This window comes from Marinococcus sp. PL1-022, from assembly GCF_033845285.1.
GTDB lineage: Bacteria > Bacillota > Bacilli > Bacillales > Marinococcaceae > Marinococcus.
Genome location: NZ_JAWXCX010000001.1, coordinates 1,993,721 through 2,012,619, shown reverse-complemented (window position 1 = coordinate 2,012,619; position 18,899 = coordinate 1,993,721). Strand labels below are relative to the sequence as shown.

The following is an 18,899-nucleotide window of genomic DNA, read 5'->3' as shown; positions in this document are numbered from 1 at the left end:
AGTTACCACAGTATAGGAAGGGAGCTTCTCCTCCCTTCTGCTTTTTATGAAATGACATTTCGTGAAAAGTCATCTGAGGAGGTGGAGGAATTGGATACGAACGACCGGACCGTACGTTTTAACCGAAAGGAAGATTCTTCCGATCCAAAGGCCGAAGAAGTGCTGCTCAGTGTGTATGAAGCGCTTGAAGAAAAAGGGTATAATCCAATTAATCAAATTGTGGGATATTTGCTTTCAGGCGATCCAGCATATATTCCCCGTCATAAAGAAGCAAGAACGATCATCCGCCAGCTCGAGCGGGATGAATTAATTGAAGAATTAATGCGACACTATCTGAAGGACCACCAGTCATCTTTGTGAAAAGGGCGCTTGGCATCGATGTCGGAAAGAAAAGAATCGGGATCGCCGTCTCCGATGCGCTGGGCTGGACGGCCCAGGGTATAGAAACGATTCATTTAAAAACGACTGAGCCGGACGAGGCCTTTCCCCGTATTCTTGAACTGGTTAAAGAAAATGAAATCGAGCAGCTTGTGGTCGGCCTTCCCAAAAATATGGATGGCACGATTGGGGGCAGGGGAAAAGAGTGTCAGGCATTCGCAGAAAACCTTGAAGAATTTTCCTCGCTGCCGGTGGCCATGTATGATGAGCGATTGACAACGAAGGCGGCAGAACGCACACTATTACAAGCAGATGTCAGCAGAAAAAAGCGAAAAAAAGTTGTGGATAAAATGGCAGCTGTGATGATTCTGCAGAGTTATTTGGATCATCAATCAAACTTATAGTAAAGAGGTGAAATAAAATGGCCGAAGAAGAAGAAAAAGAAAGAATTGTCATACCTGATGAGGACGGCAATGAACATTTATTTGACATCCTGTTTACATTTGACGCAGATGAGAGCGAGCAGTCCTACATTGTAGTGGTTCCGTCAAGCGAAGCCGACAATGACGAAGTGGAGGTTTTTGCTTTCCGCTACGAGGAAGAAGGCGAAGGGGACGAGTCCGATATAAACCTTTTCCCAATCGAGTCTGACGAAGAATGGGAAATGGTCGAAGAAATGGTGAACACTTACAGTGCTAACGAAATGGAGTAGAACTTGTTCTAACCGTAAAGGAAGCACACCGGATCTTCTTCCGGTGTTTTTCTTTATCATTATGCCTGCCGTGCAGCTGAGCCCGCAGGTTAAGAGGAGAACATCCATTCATGAAAACGCTCATATATTCACACTCCGGGCGCCGCAGCTCTACTAAGAAAAAACGGAAGGCGGCATTTTATTTCCTGGGGACTATATTTCTGATGAGTGTCGCGGCAGCTCTCATATATGTGCTGTATATGCTTTTTCCGGCAGCAGAAAATAACAGGGAAAAACAGACTGTCATTATTGAACAGGGCACTTCCACGGAAGCAGCAGCTGAGAAGCTGGAAAAGCAGCAGCTGATCAAAAATGCCAGTGTTTTTCAATATTTCAGTTACTTACGGCCGGACAGCCTGAAAGCCGGTACATACCGATTATCTGCTTCGATGAGTGCCGGGGAAATTGCCCGTACGCTTGAAGCCGGGCAGCAGGCACAGGAACCGGTTGCCTCCATCACTATTCCGGAGGGAAGGTCTTTGGAGCAGATAGCACGACTCAGTGCAAAGAACGCTGATTTTTCAGAAGAAAAGTTTTTGGAAACAGCCACAGATGAAGCGTTCATTCGTTCTTTAAGTGAATCCTATTCATTTATTCGGGAAGCCAAAAACGAAAATGGCGTGCGCTATACACTGGAGGGTTATTTAGCCCCACAGACGTATGAATACTTCGGTGAGCCCCCGGATCCTGAGACAGTATTGAAGGATATGATTGAACGAACAAATGAAACTATGGTAGAATTTTCAAATCAAATCACCAACAGTCCCTGGACCGCCCGTGAAATATGGACCATCGCTTCCATTGTAGAACGGGAGGCGGCACGGGCAGAGGACCGTGCGCCGATTGCCGGAGTAATCGAAAACCGGCTTGAAAAAAATATGCGTCTTGAGATGGATCCTACGGTGGCATATGCTCTGGGCGAACACAGGCTTCGTACTTCCTTCAATGATCTGAAGGTAACTTCGCCGTACAACACATACCGAAACAGGGGCCTGCCGCCAGGGCCGATTGCAAGTCCGGGAGTACAGTCAATTGAGGCAGCTTTGAACCCTGAAAATACAGAGGCATTATATTTTTATGCCCGCCCGAACGGGGAAGTTATTTATAACGAAACGTATGAGCAGCATATGCTTACCCAGAGAAAGTATGAAAGTGAATGGGAGAATCAATAGCCAGGAAAGCAGGCGAAAAAATGCCGGACATAAACAATCATTTTAATGAATACCGGAAAGAGCTGGGTATCGGGCCGCCGCCGTGGTTTGATGAAATGATCAAAGAAGCAGAACGTGACCGTATACCGGTTATGGACGAAGAGGCACTGCAATTCATGATCGAAATTCTCCAATTAAAAAAGCCGGTATCGGTTCTGGAGATTGGCACGGCCATCGGTTATTCTGCTTTACGGATGGCATCCGCCCTGCCCGGGACCTCCATAGTGTCGGTGGAAAAAGACGAAGAACGCTACAGGCGTGCAGCATACTACCGGGCTAAAAGCCCGTGGAAGGAGCAGACTACATTTGTCCTTGGAGATGCTTTAAACCTGCAGGAGGAATTTGCAGACAAAACGGCATTTGACGCAGTATTTATAGACGCTTCCAAAGGACAGTATCAGCAGTATTTTCAATTGTGTGAGCAGCTGCTGGCCCCGGAAGGGATCATTATTAGTGATAACGTATTGTTCCGGGGTTTGGTCGCTGACCATGAAGCGGATATTCCTGGACGATTACAGCCGATGGTGAAAAAAATACGTGCGTACAACCGCTGGCTGATGGAAAGAAAAGACTTTCGCACCAACATTTTTCCGGTTGGTGACGGGGTGGCGGTCAGCGCCCGTCTTCCGGAAGCGCCCGGTAGTATAACGTAAAATACTATAAAAGTGAGCCAAAATATGATACATTTTTATATTGAATAGAGGAGTGAAAATATGCCAGAAGAAAAGCAGCATTTTATGACAGAAGAAGGCAGAAAGAAGCTGGAAGAGGAATTGGAATATTTAAAAACTGAGCGACGGCAGGAAGTCGTAGAGCGTATAAAAATTGCCAGAAGCTTTGGCGATTTGTCCGAGAATTCGGAGTACGATGCTGCCAAAGATGAGCAGGCCTTTGTCGAAGGACGAGTAAGCCAGATTGAACAGATGCTGAAAAATGCTGCCATCATTGAAGAAGACACAAGTAATAACTCCGTGGTGTCGCTCGGAAAGTCAGTACGGTTTAAAGAACTGCCAAACGGTGATGAAGAAAGCTATACGATCGTTGGAAGCGCAGAGTCTGATCCGCTTGAAGGAAAAATATCCAACGATTCACCGATGGCCCAGAGCCTGCTCGGACGCCAGATTGGTGAACAGGTAACGGTTTCGACACCAGGCGGAGACATTGAAGTCGAGATTATTGAAATAGCCTAGAAGTCTGCCAGTACCAATAAAACTTAAGCGCGGCGCCCTGCTTTGAGGATGTAAATCATAGGTCTATGTTCCCTCGTTATCCGGAAGTATTTCCTTTATGATAAAACATGTTACGTTCTCTCTGCAGGGCGTGTTTTTGTACTACAAAAGCATTACATACGATAAGGGCAGGTGGATCCTAAGATGTCGAACAACAACTATAACGACGAGTCCGGCTCACGCTTTCAAAAGAAAAGAAAGAAGCGGATGAATAATGTTTTAAATGCTGCTATTGGTATTGTAGCAGTGCTCATTCTGTTCTTTGGCATTCTGTTATTGTTTTTTAATAATAATAACGACCAGGCTGAAGATAACGGAGAAGAGATGGCAGACTCAACCAATACCGAAGAAGAGCAGAATGAAAGCGGACCGGAGGACAACCCGGACACTTCTTCTACAGAAGAAACTCCGGAAAATAATGCAGATGAAGAAGGTGCAGAAGATACCTCAGAAGAATCAGAAAATACCTCTGAATCTGATTCTTCCTCAGAATCCGACTCCTCCACAGAAGAAGAGCCGGCAGCTTCTTCAAATGATGAAGCCGAAAGTGACTCCCCTGAGGAAAGCACTACCAGCGAAGATTCATCAGAAGAAGAGGACAGCAGTACTTCCGAATCAGAAGGCAGTGACAGCGCTGATACGGAAACAACTCAGGAAGACGGTGAATACGAACCAGTAGGCACTGAACAGGAAAACTTTACGGCTGATTTTACTGAAGGTGGTCAGAACTGGGAGGAAATGGAGGATGCTGTGGAGGCTGCCACTGGGCTGAGATCGACAGAAGGCAACAGCACGGTGCTGTGGAGACTCGAAAACGGAGGATCGCAGGATACTGCAAGAGCAGTTATCAGTGAAGACGCCAGCAGTGAAAATCCGTACGAAGTACGCATGGAGTGGGTGGACGGCGAAGGTTGGAAACCAACAAGTGTTGAACGTCTCAGCAGTAATCAGTACGACTAGAAAAAACCGGCTTTCCTAAGGGAGGCCGGTTTTTCTTTATATTGTTCAGGCTAAACTAAGGGGTGGGTACAGCCCGGAAATGCACGACGGCGGTGTAAATTGAACGACCGTTTTCTGAACGGGTATGAACGTGGTGCTGAACGTGATGAACCCCGAGCATCAAAGCTTCATTCTGATCGATCTTTTTTTGAATATCTGCCTCCAGCTGCTCGAGGGACAATGATTCAAAAAATTCGACCTTGTCCCGGATTGTTTGCAGGTTTAAGGACATATGTATTCTCCTTTGCGTTATAATGTACAAGGTAGTTTTACCAGTAAATATAATTGTAAATGATAAAGGTGGGTCCGCCAATGCGTTTAGGAATTATTGGAGCAATGAAAGAAGAAGTGGAGTATTTAAAAAGCTTAATGAAAAACGTTGAAGAAAAAGAAACCGGAGGCTGCTTTTTTTCTTTTGGCCACTTAAACGGCCATGAAGTAATTCTTTTGCAGTCGGGTATTGGAAAAGTAAATGCAGCTATCGCTACCTCGCTTTTAATCGGGCTGTATAAGCCTGAAGCTGTAATTAATACAGGGTCAGCCGGAGGATTTAACCCGGACCTGTCTGTGGGTGATGTGGTGATATCCACAGAGGTGCGCTACAACGATGTGGATGCAACAGTATTTGGCTATGAATTCGGACAGGTGCCAAACATGCCGGCAGCTTATCCTGCAAGCCGGGAATGGATCGAGAAAGCAGAAGCCGCCGCTTCGCAGGTGGAGCTGAATACGCGGACGGGGCTGATTTTGTCTGGTGACTCGTTTATGAGTAAGACTGAGCAGGTAGACAGCTTAAAAGCTCACTTCGAGGAGCCTCAATGTGCGGAAATGGAAGCAGGGGCAATTGCCCAGGTATGCTACCGGTTTTCCTGCCCTTTTGTAGTTATCCGTTCACTCAGTGATATTGCGGGCAAAGAAGCAAAGCAGTCCTACGATGAATTTTTAAAGCATGCTTCGAAGCAGTCGGCTGACATGGTGATTGCCCTTTTGGCGCAGGCATAGGTCGCCTTTTATTTTATTCAGAGGCGAAGGCTAACGAAGAAGAGAAACAGCATGCCGGATAATTTGTGCGGTCAGCCCCCAGATGACGACATTCTGGTAGTGATAGATAAACTGGGGCAGCGTTGTAGTGTTTGTACGGTACGTTTCTTCATTTGGTATTAATGAAGTGGGAAAAGTTTCTGAAAAACGCATGCCCATATAAACATTATGCTTTTCGGGCTCGTGCTTTAAAAAGAAATCAAGCGGCACGGTGAACAGTTCGTCCACTTCTGAGGTATTAGGGGAAAAATCACCCGCGTAATCAACTTCCCCAATGTAGGGATAGACTATTCGCTGAAATGGCTGGACAACAACGTCCAAAGCTCCCCATATATCCATCGCGTGCGAGGGGATTCCGGTTTCTTCTTCAAATTCGCGAAGTCCTGCAGCAAGAGGAGTAGGATCGGAATCATCGATTTTTCCACCCGGGAAACATATTTCTCCCGGCTGCGACTGCAGCGACCATGCTCTGCGCTCAAACATTATATGATATTCATCGTGTAGTTGAAGCAGGGGTACTACTACCGCTGCTTTTCGCATATGCTCTTCGCCCATTATAGCGGCAGAACGGGTGCGAATTCTGTTTTTCCAATAGCGGGCATTTTGCATAGTATCCTCCTTCTGGAGTATCATTGTTTTTCCTTCTCCCGAATGTGGTATACATACTTACAGGTACTATATTACAGGAGGGATAAAGATGTCAGAATCAGAACGTCTTAAAAATAAAGTAAAAAAAGAAAAAAAACAGGAGCCGGAGAAAAAGCCGGGGAATGAAGGACCGCCTGCGAGCAAGGAAGATCCAATTCCATTGGCAGATATGAAATACGAAGAAGAAGAAAACAGGAAAAAACATCATACGAAGAAACGCTCCGGCAGTGAAGACAAGGACTATTAATGCTGACGTGTAAATGAAATCCCGCTTCTCTACTGAAGCGGGATCATTTTATGCTGCACGGCACCGAAAAAGTTGAATATTATTTTTCGATATAGTGGTGGAACCAGTCGACCATGTGATTCAGCCGTTCGATTCGAAGAGCGGGAGGGCCGGAGCGGCTTAGTTCATGATTGGCTCCCGGGAAACGGAGAAACGAGACCGTTTTGTTTAAATATTTCATGTTAATAAACAGCTGTTCCGCCTGTTCAATCGGGCAGCGGTAATCGTTTTCGCTGTGCATGATCAGTAAAGGCGTATGAATATCTTTGACGTAGCGGAGAGGGGAATGGTGCCAGAGCTTTTCCGGATCCTGATGGAGCGGCACACCGATCTCCCAGTCTGTAAAGAAAAAGCCTATATCACTCACCCCGTAAAAGCTGAGCCAGTTGGAAATGGAGCGCTGGGTGACGGCCGCTTTAAAGCGGTCAGTATGGCTGATCATCCAATTTGTCATAAAGCCGCCATAGCTTCCTCCGGTTACTCCCAGCCGATTGCGGTCAACAAACTCATAGCTTTCAACCGCATGATCCAGAATCGCAAGCAGATCCTCGAAATCCTTTCCGCCATAATCCCGTCGGCAGGCATCGGCAAAGGCCTGGCCATAGCCGTGGCTTCCCCGGGGATTGCTGAACAGGACACCGTATCCCTCGGCAGCAAGCAGCTGAAACTCGTGAAAGAACGTGTGACCATACATAGCGTGGGGGCCGCCGTGAATTTCCAGAATCAGTGGGAAGCTCTGTCCTTCTTCATAATCAACAGGATACATTATCCATCCCTGAACGTCCCAATGATCGCCTGTACGGACAGAAAAGGTTTCGGGCAGGGAAAGATCAATCTCTTTTAAAAAGCTGGCGTTTACGTCTGTGAGCCGGACACGGCGTTTGTCCTCAAGTCGCCGGCTGTAAAAATCACCTGGGTTGGAAGGATCACTGATGCCGAGCACAAACTGTTCATTTTTAGGATGAAAGGAGAACGAGAAAACGTGGTTGTCCTCATCATGAACAGCGGTGATTTCATTATGCATATCCATCTGATACAAGCCGACTTTTCCGTTTTCGCTCGCCAAAAAGTAAATATGCTCCTGATCGCTCGACCATACGGGCTTATCAGAGGTATGACCGGTTCTGATATCGCCAATCATGTAGTCGCCTATTTGGACGTCCCACTTTAACGTCATTCCTTTTCGTTCTTTTGTTAATGGATTGATCAGCCAGATTTGATTAATCGTGGCGCTTTTATATTCCAATTCGTGACCAGTGCAAGCTATCCAGGAGCCGTCGGGTGACCAGCTGGCATTAGTAAAGGTACCGGCAGAATCCGTGAGTTTGGAAATTTCTTTTGTTTCAATGTTTAGGGTATACAAATCCTGCACCGGGGAAATGTCTTCATCGCTGTTTCTGTTTGCTGAAAATACAATAAATTGACTGTCGGGAGACCAGTCAGGAGTGTGGTGATCGTAGCTGCCGTTAGTGAGCAGGGAACTCTCCTCGAGGTCGAATCGAAATAAACCAATGTGTACGCGTCTGCCGTGATGAAAGCCCCGGCTGTCTGATTTATAACGGAGACGGTCAATTTTCACAGCAGAAGGAGAATTATTCGGAGAGTCTCCCTCCGTAGTAAAGATGTCTTCTTCAGGAGCCTGTTCCGTTTCAAACAGCAGCTTCTGGCTGTCCGGCGACCATACTGGATTGGAGGCGCCATGTTTAACGAAGGTAATCTGCTTTGGCTCTCCTCCTGAGGTGCTCATTATCCAAATTTGGTTAAGGCCCGAGCGGTCAGACACAAAAGCGAGGCTGGAGCCGTCCGGTGACCACCGCGGCGAAACATTTGTATAAGACCCAAACGTCCACTGAACAGGAACATCGTCTGTTAAATACTGCGTGTATATATTTGAATAGTAGCTGTTCGTATTACTTTGAATAGATTTTTGTACAAAAGCATACCGTTCGCCGTCTGAAGAAAGACGGGCATCATCCACGACGTGAATACGTTCTAAATCTGCTGCAGTTAAAGGTCTTTTCATAGACAAGGTAACGTCCTCCTCGTAGTATACCCGTGATCCCCTTCATTTTGGAAAGGTTTCACGTATGTAGGGTGCTTTTTTAGTATAGTAAAACGATTCGCAAAAAACAATTAAACTGCAGGAATGAAAGCCGAAGGAAAAAAGAATGGAAGAACATCTAACATACATAATGAAACCCATGCAGTAACTATGTACACTAATAAATAACAGGAGGCAGATGCTTCGTTCCAACATTTACATTGTTGCCTTTCGCAGGAACAATCGAAATGGATCAGCCAGTGTGGTTTTTCATTTTGGAGCAAGCCATTTCCTGTAGCCGTGAATAACAGGCTCTCCTTTAGGCATCACTCTCTCTCCCTTTGAAGCTGCAGGCACAAATGCCTGCAGCCTTTTTTTGTTCAGGGAATTTGAGGGGAAGACGGAGAAAAAACGCAGAGTAATTCCTACTCTGCGTCACCGCTTTCCTTGTATTCAAATATAATCGTATCGTGCTTCCGGCTGAAGCTGACGTGCAGATTGTGCGAGCGCAAATACCAGCTGTCTGCGTCTTCCACGAAAAAGGTGAGTCCTTCCTCCTCTGTCATTACTGCCGGTCTCTCCGGTTTATCGAGAGCAATACCCATAGAAAATCCGGGATAGAGCTGCGGAGAGCCGCCGTAACGGACATAGAATCTTACGGAATCGCCGCTTTCCACATTTAGTTCTTCTTTCATCCATTTAATCGCTGGACGGGTAATTGTTATATCCATACGCAAGCTCCTTCAAAGAATGATATAGAATTGTTCCCTTATTCGCCCTGGAAGAAACACCAAAGAACCTCAAGAAAAAACAGCCCTCCTGATTTTCAGAAGGGCTGTTTTTAAAATATTTATGTTAGTTTACAGCGTCTTTCAGCTGTTTACCTGGGCGAAACGCAGGGTTTTTCGTGGAAGGGATCTTAATTTCCGCGCCTGTTTGTGGGTTACGCCCTTTACGTGCAGCACGCTCGCGTACTTCAAAGCTTCCAAATCCAACTAACTGGATTTTGTCGCCTTTTTTCAAAGTTTCTGTGATGCTGTCAAAGACAGCGTCTACAGCTTTGGAAGCGTCTTTTTTCGAAAGCTCAGCCTGGTCTGAAACTGCGTTGATTAAATCCGTCTTGTTCATGAAAATACTCCCTTTCATTCCATAAATTTAGAGTCTTTCATACCAAATTAACTCATGAAAAGCCCGGTATGTCAACCCTTCCATTTATTTTTGTAGGTTTCTAAGAAGAAAAGCCAGGAATAAAGCAAAAATATTTTAAAAATACTTACATTATTCTGGTTTTTTTCTTAAACCCCATCATAACAAGGGTTTGATAAGAATTCCAGTATTTATGAGAAAAAGATTGAATATCAAAAAACCAGACCAGATAAATGGTCCGGTTTTTCCTTAATGATGGTTATCGGTTTCCTCTTCATTGAAGGACCGGTTCTCTTTCCTGGATCGGCTGAGAGCGTCCTGGGAGCTCCCCTCCGCGAGTGGAACGCCGGCGTTATAAGCTGCCCTTGCGATCAAGTGTCCGCCCACAGGTGCTGTCACAAATACAAACACAAGGGTCAGCACGAAGCGGAGACTGAAGGTCTGCGTGTGTACCATGAAAAACAGAAAGGCGGCAAGCACAACACACAGTACTCCCAGAGTAGCCGCCTTCGTGGCAGCGTGCGAACGTGTGAAAATATCCGGAAGACGAAGCAGACCGACAGCGCTTATGATGCTGAAAGCTGCTCCAAAAAGGGCAAGCAGTGCTACAATCCAATCAACGATCTCGGTCATGCTCAATCACAACACCCTTTTCGATATATTTAGCGAAGGCTACCGTGCCAATGAAGGCCAGGATTGCAAGCAGCAGCATAACTTCAATGAACGCGCTCGTATTTAAAATAATGCAGAATAGAGCTGTTACACTAATCAGTTGGATGCCAATAACGTCGAGCGCAATGACACGGTCCGGCATCGACGGGCCTTTAAATACCCGGTACAGCGTGAGCAGGATGGAGATCGAAACAAGTGTTGCTGCTGTAATATAAATTGCATTTAATACCATTATCTGCTGACCTCCCTAATCGCTTTTTCGAATGAATTGCGGATTTCCTTTTCAGCCGCTTCCACACTCTGGAGGTCCATCGCATGGATAAACAGCGAGCGGTTGTCCGGGGCTACTTCTACTACCAGGGTCCCCGGTGTAAGAGTGATTAAAAGCGACAGCAGCGTGAGTTCCCATTCTTTTTCAAGAGTGGTTTCCATTTCAAAGATGCCTGGACTGATGTTTAATTTAGGACTCAGTATCTGCCGGGCAACAGAGAAGCTGGACAGAATTAATTCTTTAAAGAAGATAAGCATCAGCACCAAGGCCGCATAGACCCGGTGAAAATAAAGCCTCTCCCGGAAAAATCCTCTCATAAAATACAGGACTAGCAGGCCGAGGAAAAATCCGCTGATAAAGGATGCAAACGACCAGGCATCATTGATAATCATCCAAAGCAGGGCCATGGCAAGATTGATCATAACCTGAAAAGCCATTATGAATTCCCCCCTAACACAGCTTCAATATAAGCACGGGGATTGATCAGCGTTTCTGCTGCACTTTCCACCAATGGATACATGATTTCGGCACCGAAGCCCATGAATGCCGAGAGCGCTACAAGAAATACGATGGGAGGCATCTGCGCTTTAATGCTGCCATGCTGTTCTGCGTGGGTAAGCATTGGTTCTCCCAAAAAGCCCTGCAGGAAAATGCGTATTACGGAATACAGTACGAGCAGACTTGCAACCATCATGACTGCTACGACAATGTAATGACCGGCTTCGGCACCACCGACCACAAGCATCAGCTTGCCTGGAAAACCGCCAAGAGGCGGCACGCCGGCAAGGGCTAGGGCGGAAATGAAAAACATCCAGGTGAGAAGCGGGTGATGCTTAATAATTCCCCCCATCCCTGAGAGCTTACTTGTGCCGGCTGCAGTAATCAGCGCCCCAATAATCAGAAACAGGGCTGCTTTAATGACAATATCATGAAGCAGGTAGTATATGGCACCTATAAACGCATCGCTGTTCAGTGAAGCGACACCGAATAGAATAAATCCGACAGCTACAATAACATTGTATACTAAAATCAATTTCACATCTCTGTAAGCAATCGCGCCGATAACACCAACAATCATTGTCACCGCTGAAAGGACGAGAAGGATGGTGTGTGTCATGGCCGTGTCTTCATTGAAGATAACAGAGTAGGTTCTAAAAATGCTGTAAATGCCGACCTTGGTCAAAAGAGCAGCAAATATCGCCCCGATGGCTGTCGGAGGCACCGAATATGATCCAGGCAGCCAGAAGTAAAGAGGAAATAATGCTCCTTTTAGCCCGAACACGATCAAAAACAAAATGGCAATAACCGTAATGATCGGTTCAGCGCCTGCTTCGCTGACCCGCTCACTGAGCTGGGCCATATTCAGTGTGCCTGTTACAGCGTACAGATATGCAACACCAATAACGAAAAACGCGGAAGAAACAACGTTTACAATAACGTAGTTAAACGATTCCTTCAGTTGTGTTTTTGTACCGCCGTGGCCGATCAAAGCGTAAGAGGCTAAAAGAAGAACCTCGAAGCAGACAAACAGGTTGAAAATATCACCAGTCAGAAAAGCCCCGGACACCCCGGCGATTAAAAACTGGAAAAAGGAGTAGTAGTAATATTTTTCCCGCTCCACTCCAATGGTGCTGAAGGAAAAATAAATAATAGGCATAGCGACAAAGGAAGTAGTTGTTGTTAAAAGCACTGCTAATGAATCTCCCACAAACACAATGCCAAATGGAGCTTCCCAGCCGCCGAGTTCAAGAGTCATGATTCCATTGGACAATATGTACGTAAGCAAAAAGATATTGACGCCAATCAGAATCAGGCTCGTAATAAATGCCCAGATGCGCTGCGCGGTGACATTCTTTGGGAAAAACAATGCCACGATCCCTGCGATGAGAGGGATAAGGACCGGAAGGATCAGCCAATTACTCATCAGTATCAGTTCCTCTCAGTTGGTCAGTCTCAGCCGCTCCGGTCACTTTGTACGTACGGTATCCTAAAACAAGAATAAAAGACGTTACTCCAAAGCTGATAACGATAGCTGTCAGTATCAGCGCCTGGGGAAGCGGGTCTACATAAGTGTCAGCTTCAAGGCCGAGCAGCGGAGGGGCTCCTGTCTTCAGCCCCGCCATGGTCAAAAGCAGCAGATGAGCACCGTGGCTTAAAACTGAGCTGCCAATAATAATGCGTATTAAATTTTTCGTCAGTATTAAATACAAACCGACAGTAAATAAGAAGCCGGCAAGGATAGACATAATTATTTCCACTATTTATCCTCTCCGATCGTTTGAATAATAGTCATAGCCGTTCCGATAACAACCAGATAAACGCCTAAGTCGAAGGCGAGCGTCGTCGTCAGCTCCAGTTCACCCAGTACGGGAAAATGAAAATAACCGAAGGTCTGTGAAAGAAACGGTGCCGAGAAAAAGAACGAGCCTACGCCTGTACCAACAGCAAACACCAGCCCGACAGCCGTCATGATTTTGTAATCAATCGGCAGGGCCCGGCGGACGGTCTCCATATCAAAGGCGAGAAGAAGAAGAACTAAAGCAGCACTTGTCATCAGTCCCCCGATAAAACCGCCCCCGGGCTCCTGGTGGCCGTTGAAAAAGATATAGACTGCAAACAGAAAGATGAGAAATGAAATGAATTTTGTTACTGTCTGCAGGATAATGTCGTTATACTTCATTTATTCTCACCTCCTGCCAGCCGTAATTTAATTAAGGAGTACACCCCAAGGGAGGCAATACCTAAAACGAGAATTTCAAGCAGGGTATCAAAACCCCGGAAGTCTACTAAGATAACGTTTACGACGTTATTGCCGCCTGCTTCCTTATAGCTGTTTTCCAAAAAGTAATCAGAAATAGCCGGAAACAGCCTGGTGCCGCTGGCTGAAAGTCCAATGAGAGTGACGGTGAGTCCGACTGCAACGGAGATGACAAAGTTGGCCGTATGAAATTTCGTTTCCTTCAAAGCATCGAAAATCTGCGGAAAATGGTAGAAACAAAGCAAAAACAGTGTCACTGAAACGGTCTCAATCGTCAATTGTGTCAGGGCAAGGTCCGGGGCACGGAACAATACGAAAAACAATGCTACCGTATATCCGAGCACGCCCAGAGAAATGACCGCCTTCAACCGGGAGCGGGTGAACATAAGAATGAGGGAAGACCCCACCAGCACAAGAGAGAGTATTGCTTCATATGGGCTCACCGGAACCATATTTTCAACATCGATGGTAAATGCCCCAGTGCCGAAAAGAGAGAAAAGGAGCAGTACCACAGTGAAAGAGAAAATATATATAAAGTAATCTCTCACGAGCCCCGTCATATGCCAGGACATTAAGGCGTGAGAAGAACGGTCGAGTCCTTCAAGAGAGCGGTTATACGCCTGGTTAAACAGACGGTTTTCCGGAAAGACAGCGTGCATTTTATTCCATTTCTGCAGCGCCAGGAAAATGCCCGTACCAAGCAGAACGACACCGATAGTCATAAACAGTTCAGGAGTAAAGCCGTGCCAGAAATAAATATCCACCCCAAACGACCCTGTCTGGGCAAGCTCAGGCATAATCGATGCCATGGCCGGTTCAATAATCGCAGGCACGAGCGTATTCGGGAAAAAGCCGATGAACACGACAAGCGCTACGAGAATGAGGGGAGACAAAAGCATGCCAAACGGAGCTTCGTGTGGCTTGGCTGGAAGCTTTTCCTTTTGAATTTTTCCGGTAAAGGTCCGGAAAACGATCATCATACAGTAAACAAAGGTGAAAACACTGGCTGTCCAGGCGACAATCGGAAGCAGAATACCAATGGATTCTGCGCCGTACTGCGGAAAGTGCGTAATTTCCACCATCGACATGAAAAACATTTCTTTACTTAAAAATCCATTGAACGGCGGCAGGCCGGCCATGGAAAAGCCGCCAATTACGGCGATTGTAAAGGAAATCGGCATTAGCGTCATGAGTCCTCCAAGCCGCCGTATATCCCGTGTGCCTGTTTCGTGATCAATAATACCCACCATCATAAACAGGCTTCCTTTGTAGGTGGCATGGTTAATTAAATGAAAAACAGCAGCTGCCACCGCAAGCGTATAGGCGTTGTTATCGACACTGTCATAGTGGAGCGCTGCAGCCCCGGCGCCGAGCATCGACAAAATCATACCGAGCTGACTGACCGTAGAGTACGCAAGAATGCCTTTTAAATCGGTCTGACGTATGGCTGAAAGCGATCCCCATATGAGAGTAAGAAGCCCAAAGCCGGTGACAAGCCAGAACCAATAGGCACTGACCGCAAACAATGGCGTCATGCGGGCCACCAAATAAATGCCCGCCTTTACCATTGTCGCAGAGTGCAGATAGGCACTGACCGGCGTCGGGGCTTCCATCGCATCCGGCAGCCAGATGTGAAATGGAAACTGGGCAGACTTTGTAAACGCCCCGAGCAGAATTAAAAGCATGGCCGGAAGAAACAGCGGACTGTCGGCAAGCTGGTCGGAAGCATCAAGAATGCCGCGTATGCTGTAGGTGCCGGTTACAGAAGCGATCAGTACAAAACCAACTAAAAGGGCAAAGCCGCCCATAACGGTAATAAGCAGTGATTTCAACGCACCGTAGCGTGATTTTTCTTTTGTATACCAATAAGAAATCAGCAGAAACGATGAAATACTGGTAATTTCCCAAAAGGTATACAAAACGATTAAATTATCTGACAACGTAAGGCCGAGCATAGCACCCATAAAAAGAAGCAGATATGTATAGAAGTTATTCAACTGTTCCTTATGCTTATCCAGATAATAGATGGAATACAAAACAACGAGAGCTCCGATTCCTGTAATCAGGAGCGCAAATAAAAGACCGAGACCGTCCACATAGGCAATGTAATTGACACCTAAGGAGGGAATCCATTCGAATGTTTTCATGACGGAGCCCGTGCCGGAAACATCCGGAAGGTAGCTCAAAAAATAGCTGAAAAGAATAATAGGAATGATGAGTACGAACCATCCTGTATGTATACGCGGAATAAATTTATACAGAAGAGGCACCAGCACAGCAGCCAGAAACGGCGCAATGATGGCAAGATGTAAAATAGTAAACATGAAGAACCTCCTTGTTAGTTTCGGTCGCCACTGAATTCTTTTCACATTATAGCGTATATCTAAACGCCTTGCATTAGAAGCGAATCCCGGAAACAGCAATCATTTCAAACACATATATAGGAAGAGACAGGGGCGTATTTCACAATTTTTTTCAATATCGTATTACCATGTCTAAAGAAAATTGAAAAAAAAGCTTCTGACGGTTATACTTGCTGTTTGTACGGCATATGGGCATATGACGGAAACGGCGTTAAGTTATTGCGATATTTGGATAAGGATTTGTTAAAATAGAAGAAATAGGTGCGTCTAATATTACAGTCAGCTGCAGGCCGGAAGTTAAAGCAGGCCTGCTCGAAGGGGGACGGGATTTTGATTAAGCGATTTATGCCAAATGAATACCTGCCGAGTGTTTTAGATCTCGATCTGGAACATCTGCGTGAGAATAATATAAAAGGTATTATCACTGATTTGGATAATACTCTGGTAGAATGGGACCGGCCGGATATAACAAGCGAGCTTGATGATTGGTTTTTCTTTTTACAGGAGCAGGGTTTTCAGGTAACTATTGTCTCCAACAATTCCGAGCACCGTGTCCGCTCATTTTCAGAGCCAAACGGTATTCATTTCATCCATTCGGCTAAAAAGCCCATGGGCCGGGCGTTTCGAAAAGCGACCAGGCGGATGGGACTTAAAAAGCGTGAAGTGGTGGTAGTAGGAGACCAGGTCCTGACGGACGTGTTCGGGGGAAACCGGGCCGGATTTTATACAGTGCTGGTCGTTCCGGTAGCTCAAAACGACGGCTTCCTGACAAAAATCAACCGGAAGGTAGAACGACTGGTAATGAAGCGGTTAAAAGACAGAGGATTAATTCAATGGGAGGATACACAATGACCGAAGAGCTGCACTGCGCCGGATGCGGGGCGCCTATTCAAAATGAGAATAAAAATAAAGCCGGGTATGTCCCGACATCAGCGCTAGTAGACAGAGCGACAGTGATCTGCCAGCGTTGTTTTCGTTTGAAGCATTATAACGAAGTCCAGGATGTGGACATGGAGGATCAGGATTTCCGTGATAAACTGCATGAGCTTGGCAGAAAAAAGGCGCTTATTGTAAAAATCGTTGATGTGTTTGATTTTGAAGGCAGCTGGATTCCCGGCTTTCAAAGATACGTCGGAGATAACCCAGTGCTGCTGATGGTGAACAAAACGGATCTGCTGCCGCACTCTTTAAATGAAAATAAGCTTCTCCACTGGATTCGCCGCCAGGCAAAGCAGCAGGGGTTAAAGCCGAAGGACGTTGTTTTGCTGAGTGCCAAAAATAAACAGGGTATCCAGGAAGCCGCTTCGAGTATTGAAGAGCTGAGAAACGGCCGGGACGTGTATGTCACCGGATGTACAAATGTTGGTAAATCGACATTTATTAACGCACTGATTGCTGAATTCGGCGAAAATGAAGAGCAGGATATCACCACTTCTCATTTTCCGGGAACGACGCTTGATATGATTGAAGTCCCTTTAGATGAGCAGACGAGTCTGTATGATACTCCCGGCCTTATCAATGATAAGCAGTTCGGGCGCAAGCGGAGCCTCAAGGAGCGAAAAGAATTCATTCCGGAAAAGGAATTAAAGCCGAAAGTGTACCAGCTTGAAAGCGGACAGACAATATTTATCGGCGGTTACGTACGCATGGATTTCGTCGAAGGCGACCCTAATTCATTTGTGGTGTTTATGTCCAACCGGCTTCCGGTGCACCGTACCAAGCAGGATAACGCTGACCGCCTCCACCCGGACAGGGTCGGGGATGTATTAACGCCGCCGTACCGCGTGGAAGATGCGCCGGAACTAACGAAGCACCGGATTGAAATTAAAGAGGAAAAGACAGACATTGTTGTGCAGGGGCTCGGGTGGATTACGGTAACAAACCCCCGTGCTTCCGTAGATATTTACGTGCCGGTCGGCACAGGAGTATCAAAACGGGAGGCGGTGATTTAATTGCCAAAAACGCTGCTCGGCTTAATCGGCCATCCGCTCGGGCATTCGCTGTCCCCGCAAATGCATAATGAGCAGTTTGGGAGGCTCGGCATCGACGGGTACTACCATTTGTTTGATATACGGGAAGAAGAGCTGGAAAAAGGCGTGCAGGCCCTTCGGCAGCTCGGCGCTGCCGGCTTTAACATTACCATCCCCCACAAAGTGAATGTGATGAACTATATCGACAGGCTTGATCCCTCGGCCGAAAAAATCGGCGCGGTGAACACTGTCGTAAGAGAAAAGGATGCCCTTGTCGGCTATAATACGGACGGGGAAGGCTATCTTGAATCTTTACTGGCCATACGTTCATTGGATCAAATTAAAAATGCCAACATCCTCGTGATTGGAGCGGGCGGAGCAGCGCGGGCAGTATGCTACGCATTAAGCCTGCGCGGCCCTGAGAGCATTACTATCGTGAACCGCACGCAGGAAAAGGCAGAACAGCTGAAAAGCCATCTGAAAAATGCAGCCGCTGTCAGGGTAGCAGCGAAAGAAGAAGCAGAAAGCAGAAATCATGAATTCGATATACTGATTAACACGACTTCGATTGGGATGAGCCCTGAGATCAATAAGTCCCCCTGGTCTCTCGAAAATGTAAAAGCTTCTGCATTGTGCAGCGACCTCATCTATAACCCGTGGGAAACCAGATGGTTAAAGGATGCCCGGGAGGCAGGACTCGATACATTGAATGGAAGTGGAATGTTTGTTAATCAGGGAGCGCTTGCGTTTAAGTACTGGACGGGAGAGGAACCGGACCGTCAAGCAATGCAGGCGCTTGTTGAAGATCATCTAAAAGGAGAAAATAATGCTTAATAATAAACAAAAGCGTACATTGCGCAGAGAAGCACATTCATTAAAGCCGCTTTTTCAAATTGGAAAAGAAGGCATGAATGAACAAATTATTACACACGTGGACGAAGCGATTGAAAAAAGAGAAATTCTGAAAGTAAACCTTCTGCAGAACTGCATGGAGGATAAGCATGAAGTGGCATCTGAGCTTGCCGAAGGTACAGGAGCCGAAGTCGTGCAGGTGATTGGAAACACGATCGTACTGTACCGGAGATCGAAAGACAATCCTGGGATTGAACTTCCAAAGTAAACAAGGAGAGCCTAT

At 46.4% G+C, this 18,899-nt stretch carries 25 protein-coding genes; 13 read left to right on the top strand and 12 right to left on the bottom strand.

The window, feature by feature from the left end; translation table 11 throughout:
• Positions 1-90: 90 nt before the first annotated feature.
• The 7 genes from SIC45_RS10350 (at position 91) to SIC45_RS10320 (ending at position 4,529) form a co-directional block, all read left to right on the top strand.
• Entirely contained in the window at positions 91-360 is a 270-nt protein-coding gene (locus SIC45_RS10350; protein ID WP_298788196.1) for an IreB family regulatory phosphoprotein, read from the top strand.
• Positions 357-782, top strand: coding sequence for a Holliday junction resolvase RuvX (ruvX, locus tag SIC45_RS10345; RefSeq protein ID WP_319632097.1), 426 nt, complete (start codon positions 357-359; stop codon positions 780-782). The genes SIC45_RS10350 and ruvX overlap by 4 nt, the downstream gene beginning before the upstream one ends.
• A 17-nt stretch (positions 783-799) precedes the next feature.
• Positions 800-1,090: a DUF1292 domain-containing protein gene (locus tag SIC45_RS10340; RefSeq protein WP_091611995.1), complete on the top strand. Its 291-nt coding sequence runs from the start codon at positions 800-802 to the stop codon at positions 1,088-1,090.
• Positions 1,091-1,200: 110 nt separating this feature from the next.
• Positions 1,201-2,301 carry an endolytic transglycosylase MltG gene (gene mltG, locus SIC45_RS10335; protein ID WP_319632096.1) on the top strand — a complete coding sequence of 367 codons (1,101 nt, stop codon included), beginning with the start codon at positions 1,201-1,203 and terminating at the stop codon, positions 2,299-2,301.
• Between the two features lie 20 nt (positions 2,302-2,321).
• Positions 2,322-2,993, top strand: coding sequence for an O-methyltransferase (locus tag SIC45_RS10330; protein ID WP_319632095.1), 672 nt, complete (start codon positions 2,322-2,324; stop codon positions 2,991-2,993).
• A gap of 60 nt (positions 2,994-3,053) precedes the next feature.
• The gene (gene greA / locus SIC45_RS10325; RefSeq protein ID WP_298788016.1) at positions 3,054-3,530 is read left to right on the top strand and encodes a transcription elongation factor GreA; all 477 of its coding nucleotides are present in this window, start codon (positions 3,054-3,056) and stop codon (positions 3,528-3,530) included.
• 183 nt (positions 3,531-3,713) lie between these two features.
• A complete protein-coding gene (locus tag SIC45_RS10320; RefSeq protein ID WP_319632094.1) occupies positions 3,714-4,529 on the top strand; it encodes a YrrS family protein in 816 nt (271 codons plus the stop codon).
• 55 nt (positions 4,530-4,584) lie between these two features.
• Here the strand turns inward: SIC45_RS10320 and SIC45_RS10315 are convergent, their stop codons facing one another.
• Entirely contained in the window at positions 4,585-4,800 is a 216-nt protein-coding gene (locus SIC45_RS10315) for a DUF2536 family protein (RefSeq protein WP_298788012.1), read from the bottom strand.
• An 80-nt stretch (positions 4,801-4,880) separates the two neighbouring features.
• Between SIC45_RS10315 and mtnN the strand changes: the two genes are divergently transcribed.
• Positions 4,881-5,570, top strand: coding sequence for a 5'-methylthioadenosine/S-adenosylhomocysteine nucleosidase (mtnN, locus tag SIC45_RS10310; protein ID WP_319632093.1), 690 nt, complete (start codon positions 4,881-4,883; stop codon positions 5,568-5,570).
• 30 nt (positions 5,571-5,600) lie between these two features.
• On the opposite strand, the gene SIC45_RS10305 is transcribed toward mtnN, so the two are convergent.
• A complete protein-coding gene (locus SIC45_RS10305; protein WP_319632092.1) occupies positions 5,601-6,242 on the bottom strand; it encodes a CoA pyrophosphatase in 642 nt (213 codons plus the stop codon).
• A 64-nt stretch (positions 6,243-6,306) separates the two neighbouring features.
• Here SIC45_RS10305 and SIC45_RS10300 point away from each other — a divergent pair, with 64 nt between their 5' ends.
• Entirely contained in the window at positions 6,307-6,504 is a 198-nt protein-coding gene (locus tag SIC45_RS10300; RefSeq protein ID WP_319632091.1) for a hypothetical protein, read from the top strand.
• Positions 6,505-6,583: 79 nt separating this feature from the next.
• Here the strand turns inward: SIC45_RS10300 and SIC45_RS10295 are convergent, their stop codons facing one another.
• The 10 genes from SIC45_RS10295 to SIC45_RS10250 all read right to left on the bottom strand — a co-directional run bounded on the left by SIC45_RS10295 (position 6,584) and on the right by SIC45_RS10250 (position 15,755).
• Positions 6,584-8,566 carry a S9 family peptidase gene (locus tag SIC45_RS10295; RefSeq protein WP_319632962.1) on the bottom strand — a complete coding sequence of 661 codons (1,983 nt, stop codon included), beginning with the start codon at positions 8,564-8,566 and terminating at the stop codon, positions 6,584-6,586.
• A 443-nt stretch (positions 8,567-9,009) separates the two neighbouring features.
• Complete coding sequence (locus tag SIC45_RS10290) at positions 9,010-9,315, bottom strand: HesB/YadR/YfhF family protein (protein ID WP_319632090.1); 306 nt, start codon at positions 9,313-9,315, stop codon at positions 9,010-9,012.
• A gap of 124 nt (positions 9,316-9,439) precedes the next feature.
• Positions 9,440-9,712, bottom strand: coding sequence for an HU family DNA-binding protein (locus tag SIC45_RS10285; RefSeq protein WP_022793829.1), 273 nt, complete (start codon positions 9,710-9,712; stop codon positions 9,440-9,442).
• 267 nt (positions 9,713-9,979) lie between these two features.
• Positions 9,980-10,363, bottom strand: coding sequence for a monovalent cation/H(+) antiporter subunit G (gene mnhG, locus SIC45_RS10280; protein ID WP_319632089.1), 384 nt, complete (start codon positions 10,361-10,363; stop codon positions 9,980-9,982).
• The gene (locus SIC45_RS10275; RefSeq protein WP_022793831.1) at positions 10,347-10,634 is read right to left on the bottom strand and encodes a Na(+)/H(+) antiporter subunit F1; all 288 of its coding nucleotides are present in this window, start codon (positions 10,632-10,634) and stop codon (positions 10,347-10,349) included. The genes mnhG and SIC45_RS10275 overlap by 17 nt, the downstream gene beginning before the upstream one ends.
• The gene (locus tag SIC45_RS10270) at positions 10,634-11,110 is read right to left on the bottom strand and encodes a Na+/H+ antiporter subunit E (protein ID WP_319632088.1); all 477 of its coding nucleotides are present in this window, start codon (positions 11,108-11,110) and stop codon (positions 10,634-10,636) included. The genes SIC45_RS10275 and SIC45_RS10270 overlap by 1 nt, the downstream gene beginning before the upstream one ends.
• Positions 11,110-12,597, bottom strand: a complete 1,488-nt coding sequence (locus SIC45_RS10265; RefSeq protein WP_319632087.1) for a Na+/H+ antiporter subunit D — start codon at positions 12,595-12,597, stop codon at positions 11,110-11,112. Before SIC45_RS10265 ends, SIC45_RS10270 begins: the two co-directional genes overlap by 1 nt.
• Complete coding sequence (locus tag SIC45_RS10260; RefSeq protein ID WP_022793834.1) at positions 12,590-12,931, bottom strand: Na(+)/H(+) antiporter subunit C; 342 nt, start codon at positions 12,929-12,931, stop codon at positions 12,590-12,592. The genes SIC45_RS10265 and SIC45_RS10260 overlap by 8 nt, the downstream gene beginning before the upstream one ends.
• A complete protein-coding gene (locus SIC45_RS10255) occupies positions 12,931-13,353 on the bottom strand; it encodes a Na(+)/H(+) antiporter subunit B (protein WP_319632086.1) in 423 nt (140 codons plus the stop codon). Before SIC45_RS10255 ends, SIC45_RS10260 begins: the two co-directional genes overlap by 1 nt.
• A complete protein-coding gene (locus SIC45_RS10250; protein ID WP_319632085.1) occupies positions 13,350-15,755 on the bottom strand; it encodes a Na+/H+ antiporter subunit A in 2,406 nt (801 codons plus the stop codon). The genes SIC45_RS10255 and SIC45_RS10250 overlap by 4 nt, the downstream gene beginning before the upstream one ends.
• A gap of 372 nt (positions 15,756-16,127) precedes the next feature.
• On the opposite strand from SIC45_RS10250, the gene SIC45_RS10245 reads away from it, so the two are divergent.
• From SIC45_RS10245 to yhbY, 4 genes are read left to right on the top strand one after another with little or no spacing between them, the layout of a single operon-like run.
• Positions 16,128-16,646, top strand: coding sequence for a YqeG family HAD IIIA-type phosphatase (locus SIC45_RS10245; protein ID WP_298788193.1), 519 nt, complete (start codon positions 16,128-16,130; stop codon positions 16,644-16,646).
• Positions 16,643-17,746: a ribosome biogenesis GTPase YqeH gene (yqeH, locus tag SIC45_RS10240; RefSeq protein ID WP_319632084.1), complete on the top strand. Its 1,104-nt coding sequence runs from the start codon at positions 16,643-16,645 to the stop codon at positions 17,744-17,746. Before SIC45_RS10245 ends, yqeH begins: the two co-directional genes overlap by 4 nt.
• The gene (aroE, locus tag SIC45_RS10235) at positions 17,747-18,598 is read left to right on the top strand and encodes a shikimate dehydrogenase (RefSeq protein ID WP_319632083.1); all 852 of its coding nucleotides are present in this window, start codon (positions 17,747-17,749) and stop codon (positions 18,596-18,598) included. It begins immediately after the preceding gene.
• Positions 18,591-18,884, top strand: coding sequence for a ribosome assembly RNA-binding protein YhbY (gene yhbY / locus SIC45_RS10230; RefSeq protein WP_298787985.1), 294 nt, complete (start codon positions 18,591-18,593; stop codon positions 18,882-18,884). The genes aroE and yhbY overlap by 8 nt, the downstream gene beginning before the upstream one ends.
• Positions 18,885-18,899: the final 15 nt, after the last annotated feature.

Bases quoted from the DNA above. Each gene is read 5' to 3' on its own strand.
- SIC45_RS10340 (WP_091611995.1), top strand. From the start codon at position 800: ATGGCCGAAGAAGAAGAAAAAGAAAGAATTGTCATACCTGATGAGGAC.
- mltG (WP_319632096.1), top strand. From the start codon at position 1,201: ATGAAAACGCTCATATATTCACACTCCGGGCGCCGCAGCTCTACTAAG.
- SIC45_RS10330 (WP_319632095.1), top strand. From the start codon at position 2,322: ATGCCGGACATAAACAATCATTTTAATGAATACCGGAAAGAGCTGGGT.
- greA (WP_298788016.1), top strand. From the start codon at position 3,054: ATGCCAGAAGAAAAGCAGCATTTTATGACAGAAGAAGGCAGAAAGAAG.
- SIC45_RS10320 (WP_319632094.1), top strand. From the start codon at position 3,714: ATGTCGAACAACAACTATAACGACGAGTCCGGCTCACGCTTTCAAAAG.
- SIC45_RS10315 (WP_298788012.1), bottom strand. From the start codon at position 4,800: ATGTCCTTAAACCTGCAAACAATCCGGGACAAGGTCGAATTTTTTGAA.
- mtnN (WP_319632093.1), top strand. From the start codon at position 4,881: ATGCGTTTAGGAATTATTGGAGCAATGAAAGAAGAAGTGGAGTATTTA.
- SIC45_RS10305 (WP_319632092.1), bottom strand. From the start codon at position 6,242: ATGATACTCCAGAAGGAGGATACTATGCAAAATGCCCGCTATTGGAAA.
- SIC45_RS10300 (WP_319632091.1), top strand. From the start codon at position 6,307: ATGTCAGAATCAGAACGTCTTAAAAATAAAGTAAAAAAAGAAAAAAAA.
- SIC45_RS10295 (WP_319632962.1), bottom strand. From the start codon at position 8,566: ATGAAAAGACCTTTAACTGCAGCAGATTTAGAACGTATTCACGTCGTG.
- SIC45_RS10290 (WP_319632090.1), bottom strand. From the start codon at position 9,315: ATGGATATAACAATTACCCGTCCAGCGATTAAATGGATGAAAGAAGAA.
- SIC45_RS10285 (WP_022793829.1), bottom strand. From the start codon at position 9,712: ATGAACAAGACGGATTTAATCAACGCAGTTTCAGACCAGGCTGAGCTT.
- mnhG (WP_319632089.1), bottom strand. From the start codon at position 10,363: ATGACCGAGATCGTTGATTGGATTGTAGCACTGCTTGCCCTTTTTGGA.
- SIC45_RS10275 (WP_022793831.1), bottom strand. From the start codon at position 10,634: ATGGTATTAAATGCAATTTATATTACAGCAGCAACACTTGTTTCGATC.
- SIC45_RS10270 (WP_319632088.1), bottom strand. From the start codon at position 11,110: ATGGCTTTTCAGGTTATGATCAATCTTGCCATGGCCCTGCTTTGGATG.
- SIC45_RS10265 (WP_319632087.1), bottom strand. From the start codon at position 12,597: ATGAGTAATTGGCTGATCCTTCCGGTCCTTATCCCTCTCATCGCAGGG.
- SIC45_RS10255 (WP_319632086.1), bottom strand. From the start codon at position 13,353: ATGAAGTATAACGACATTATCCTGCAGACAGTAACAAAATTCATTTCA.
- SIC45_RS10250 (WP_319632085.1), bottom strand. From the start codon at position 15,755: ATGTTTACTATTTTACATCTTGCCATCATTGCGCCGTTTCTGGCTGCT.
- yqeH (WP_319632084.1), top strand. From the start codon at position 16,643: ATGACCGAAGAGCTGCACTGCGCCGGATGCGGGGCGCCTATTCAAAAT.
- yhbY (WP_298787985.1), top strand. From the start codon at position 18,591: ATGCTTAATAATAAACAAAAGCGTACATTGCGCAGAGAAGCACATTCA.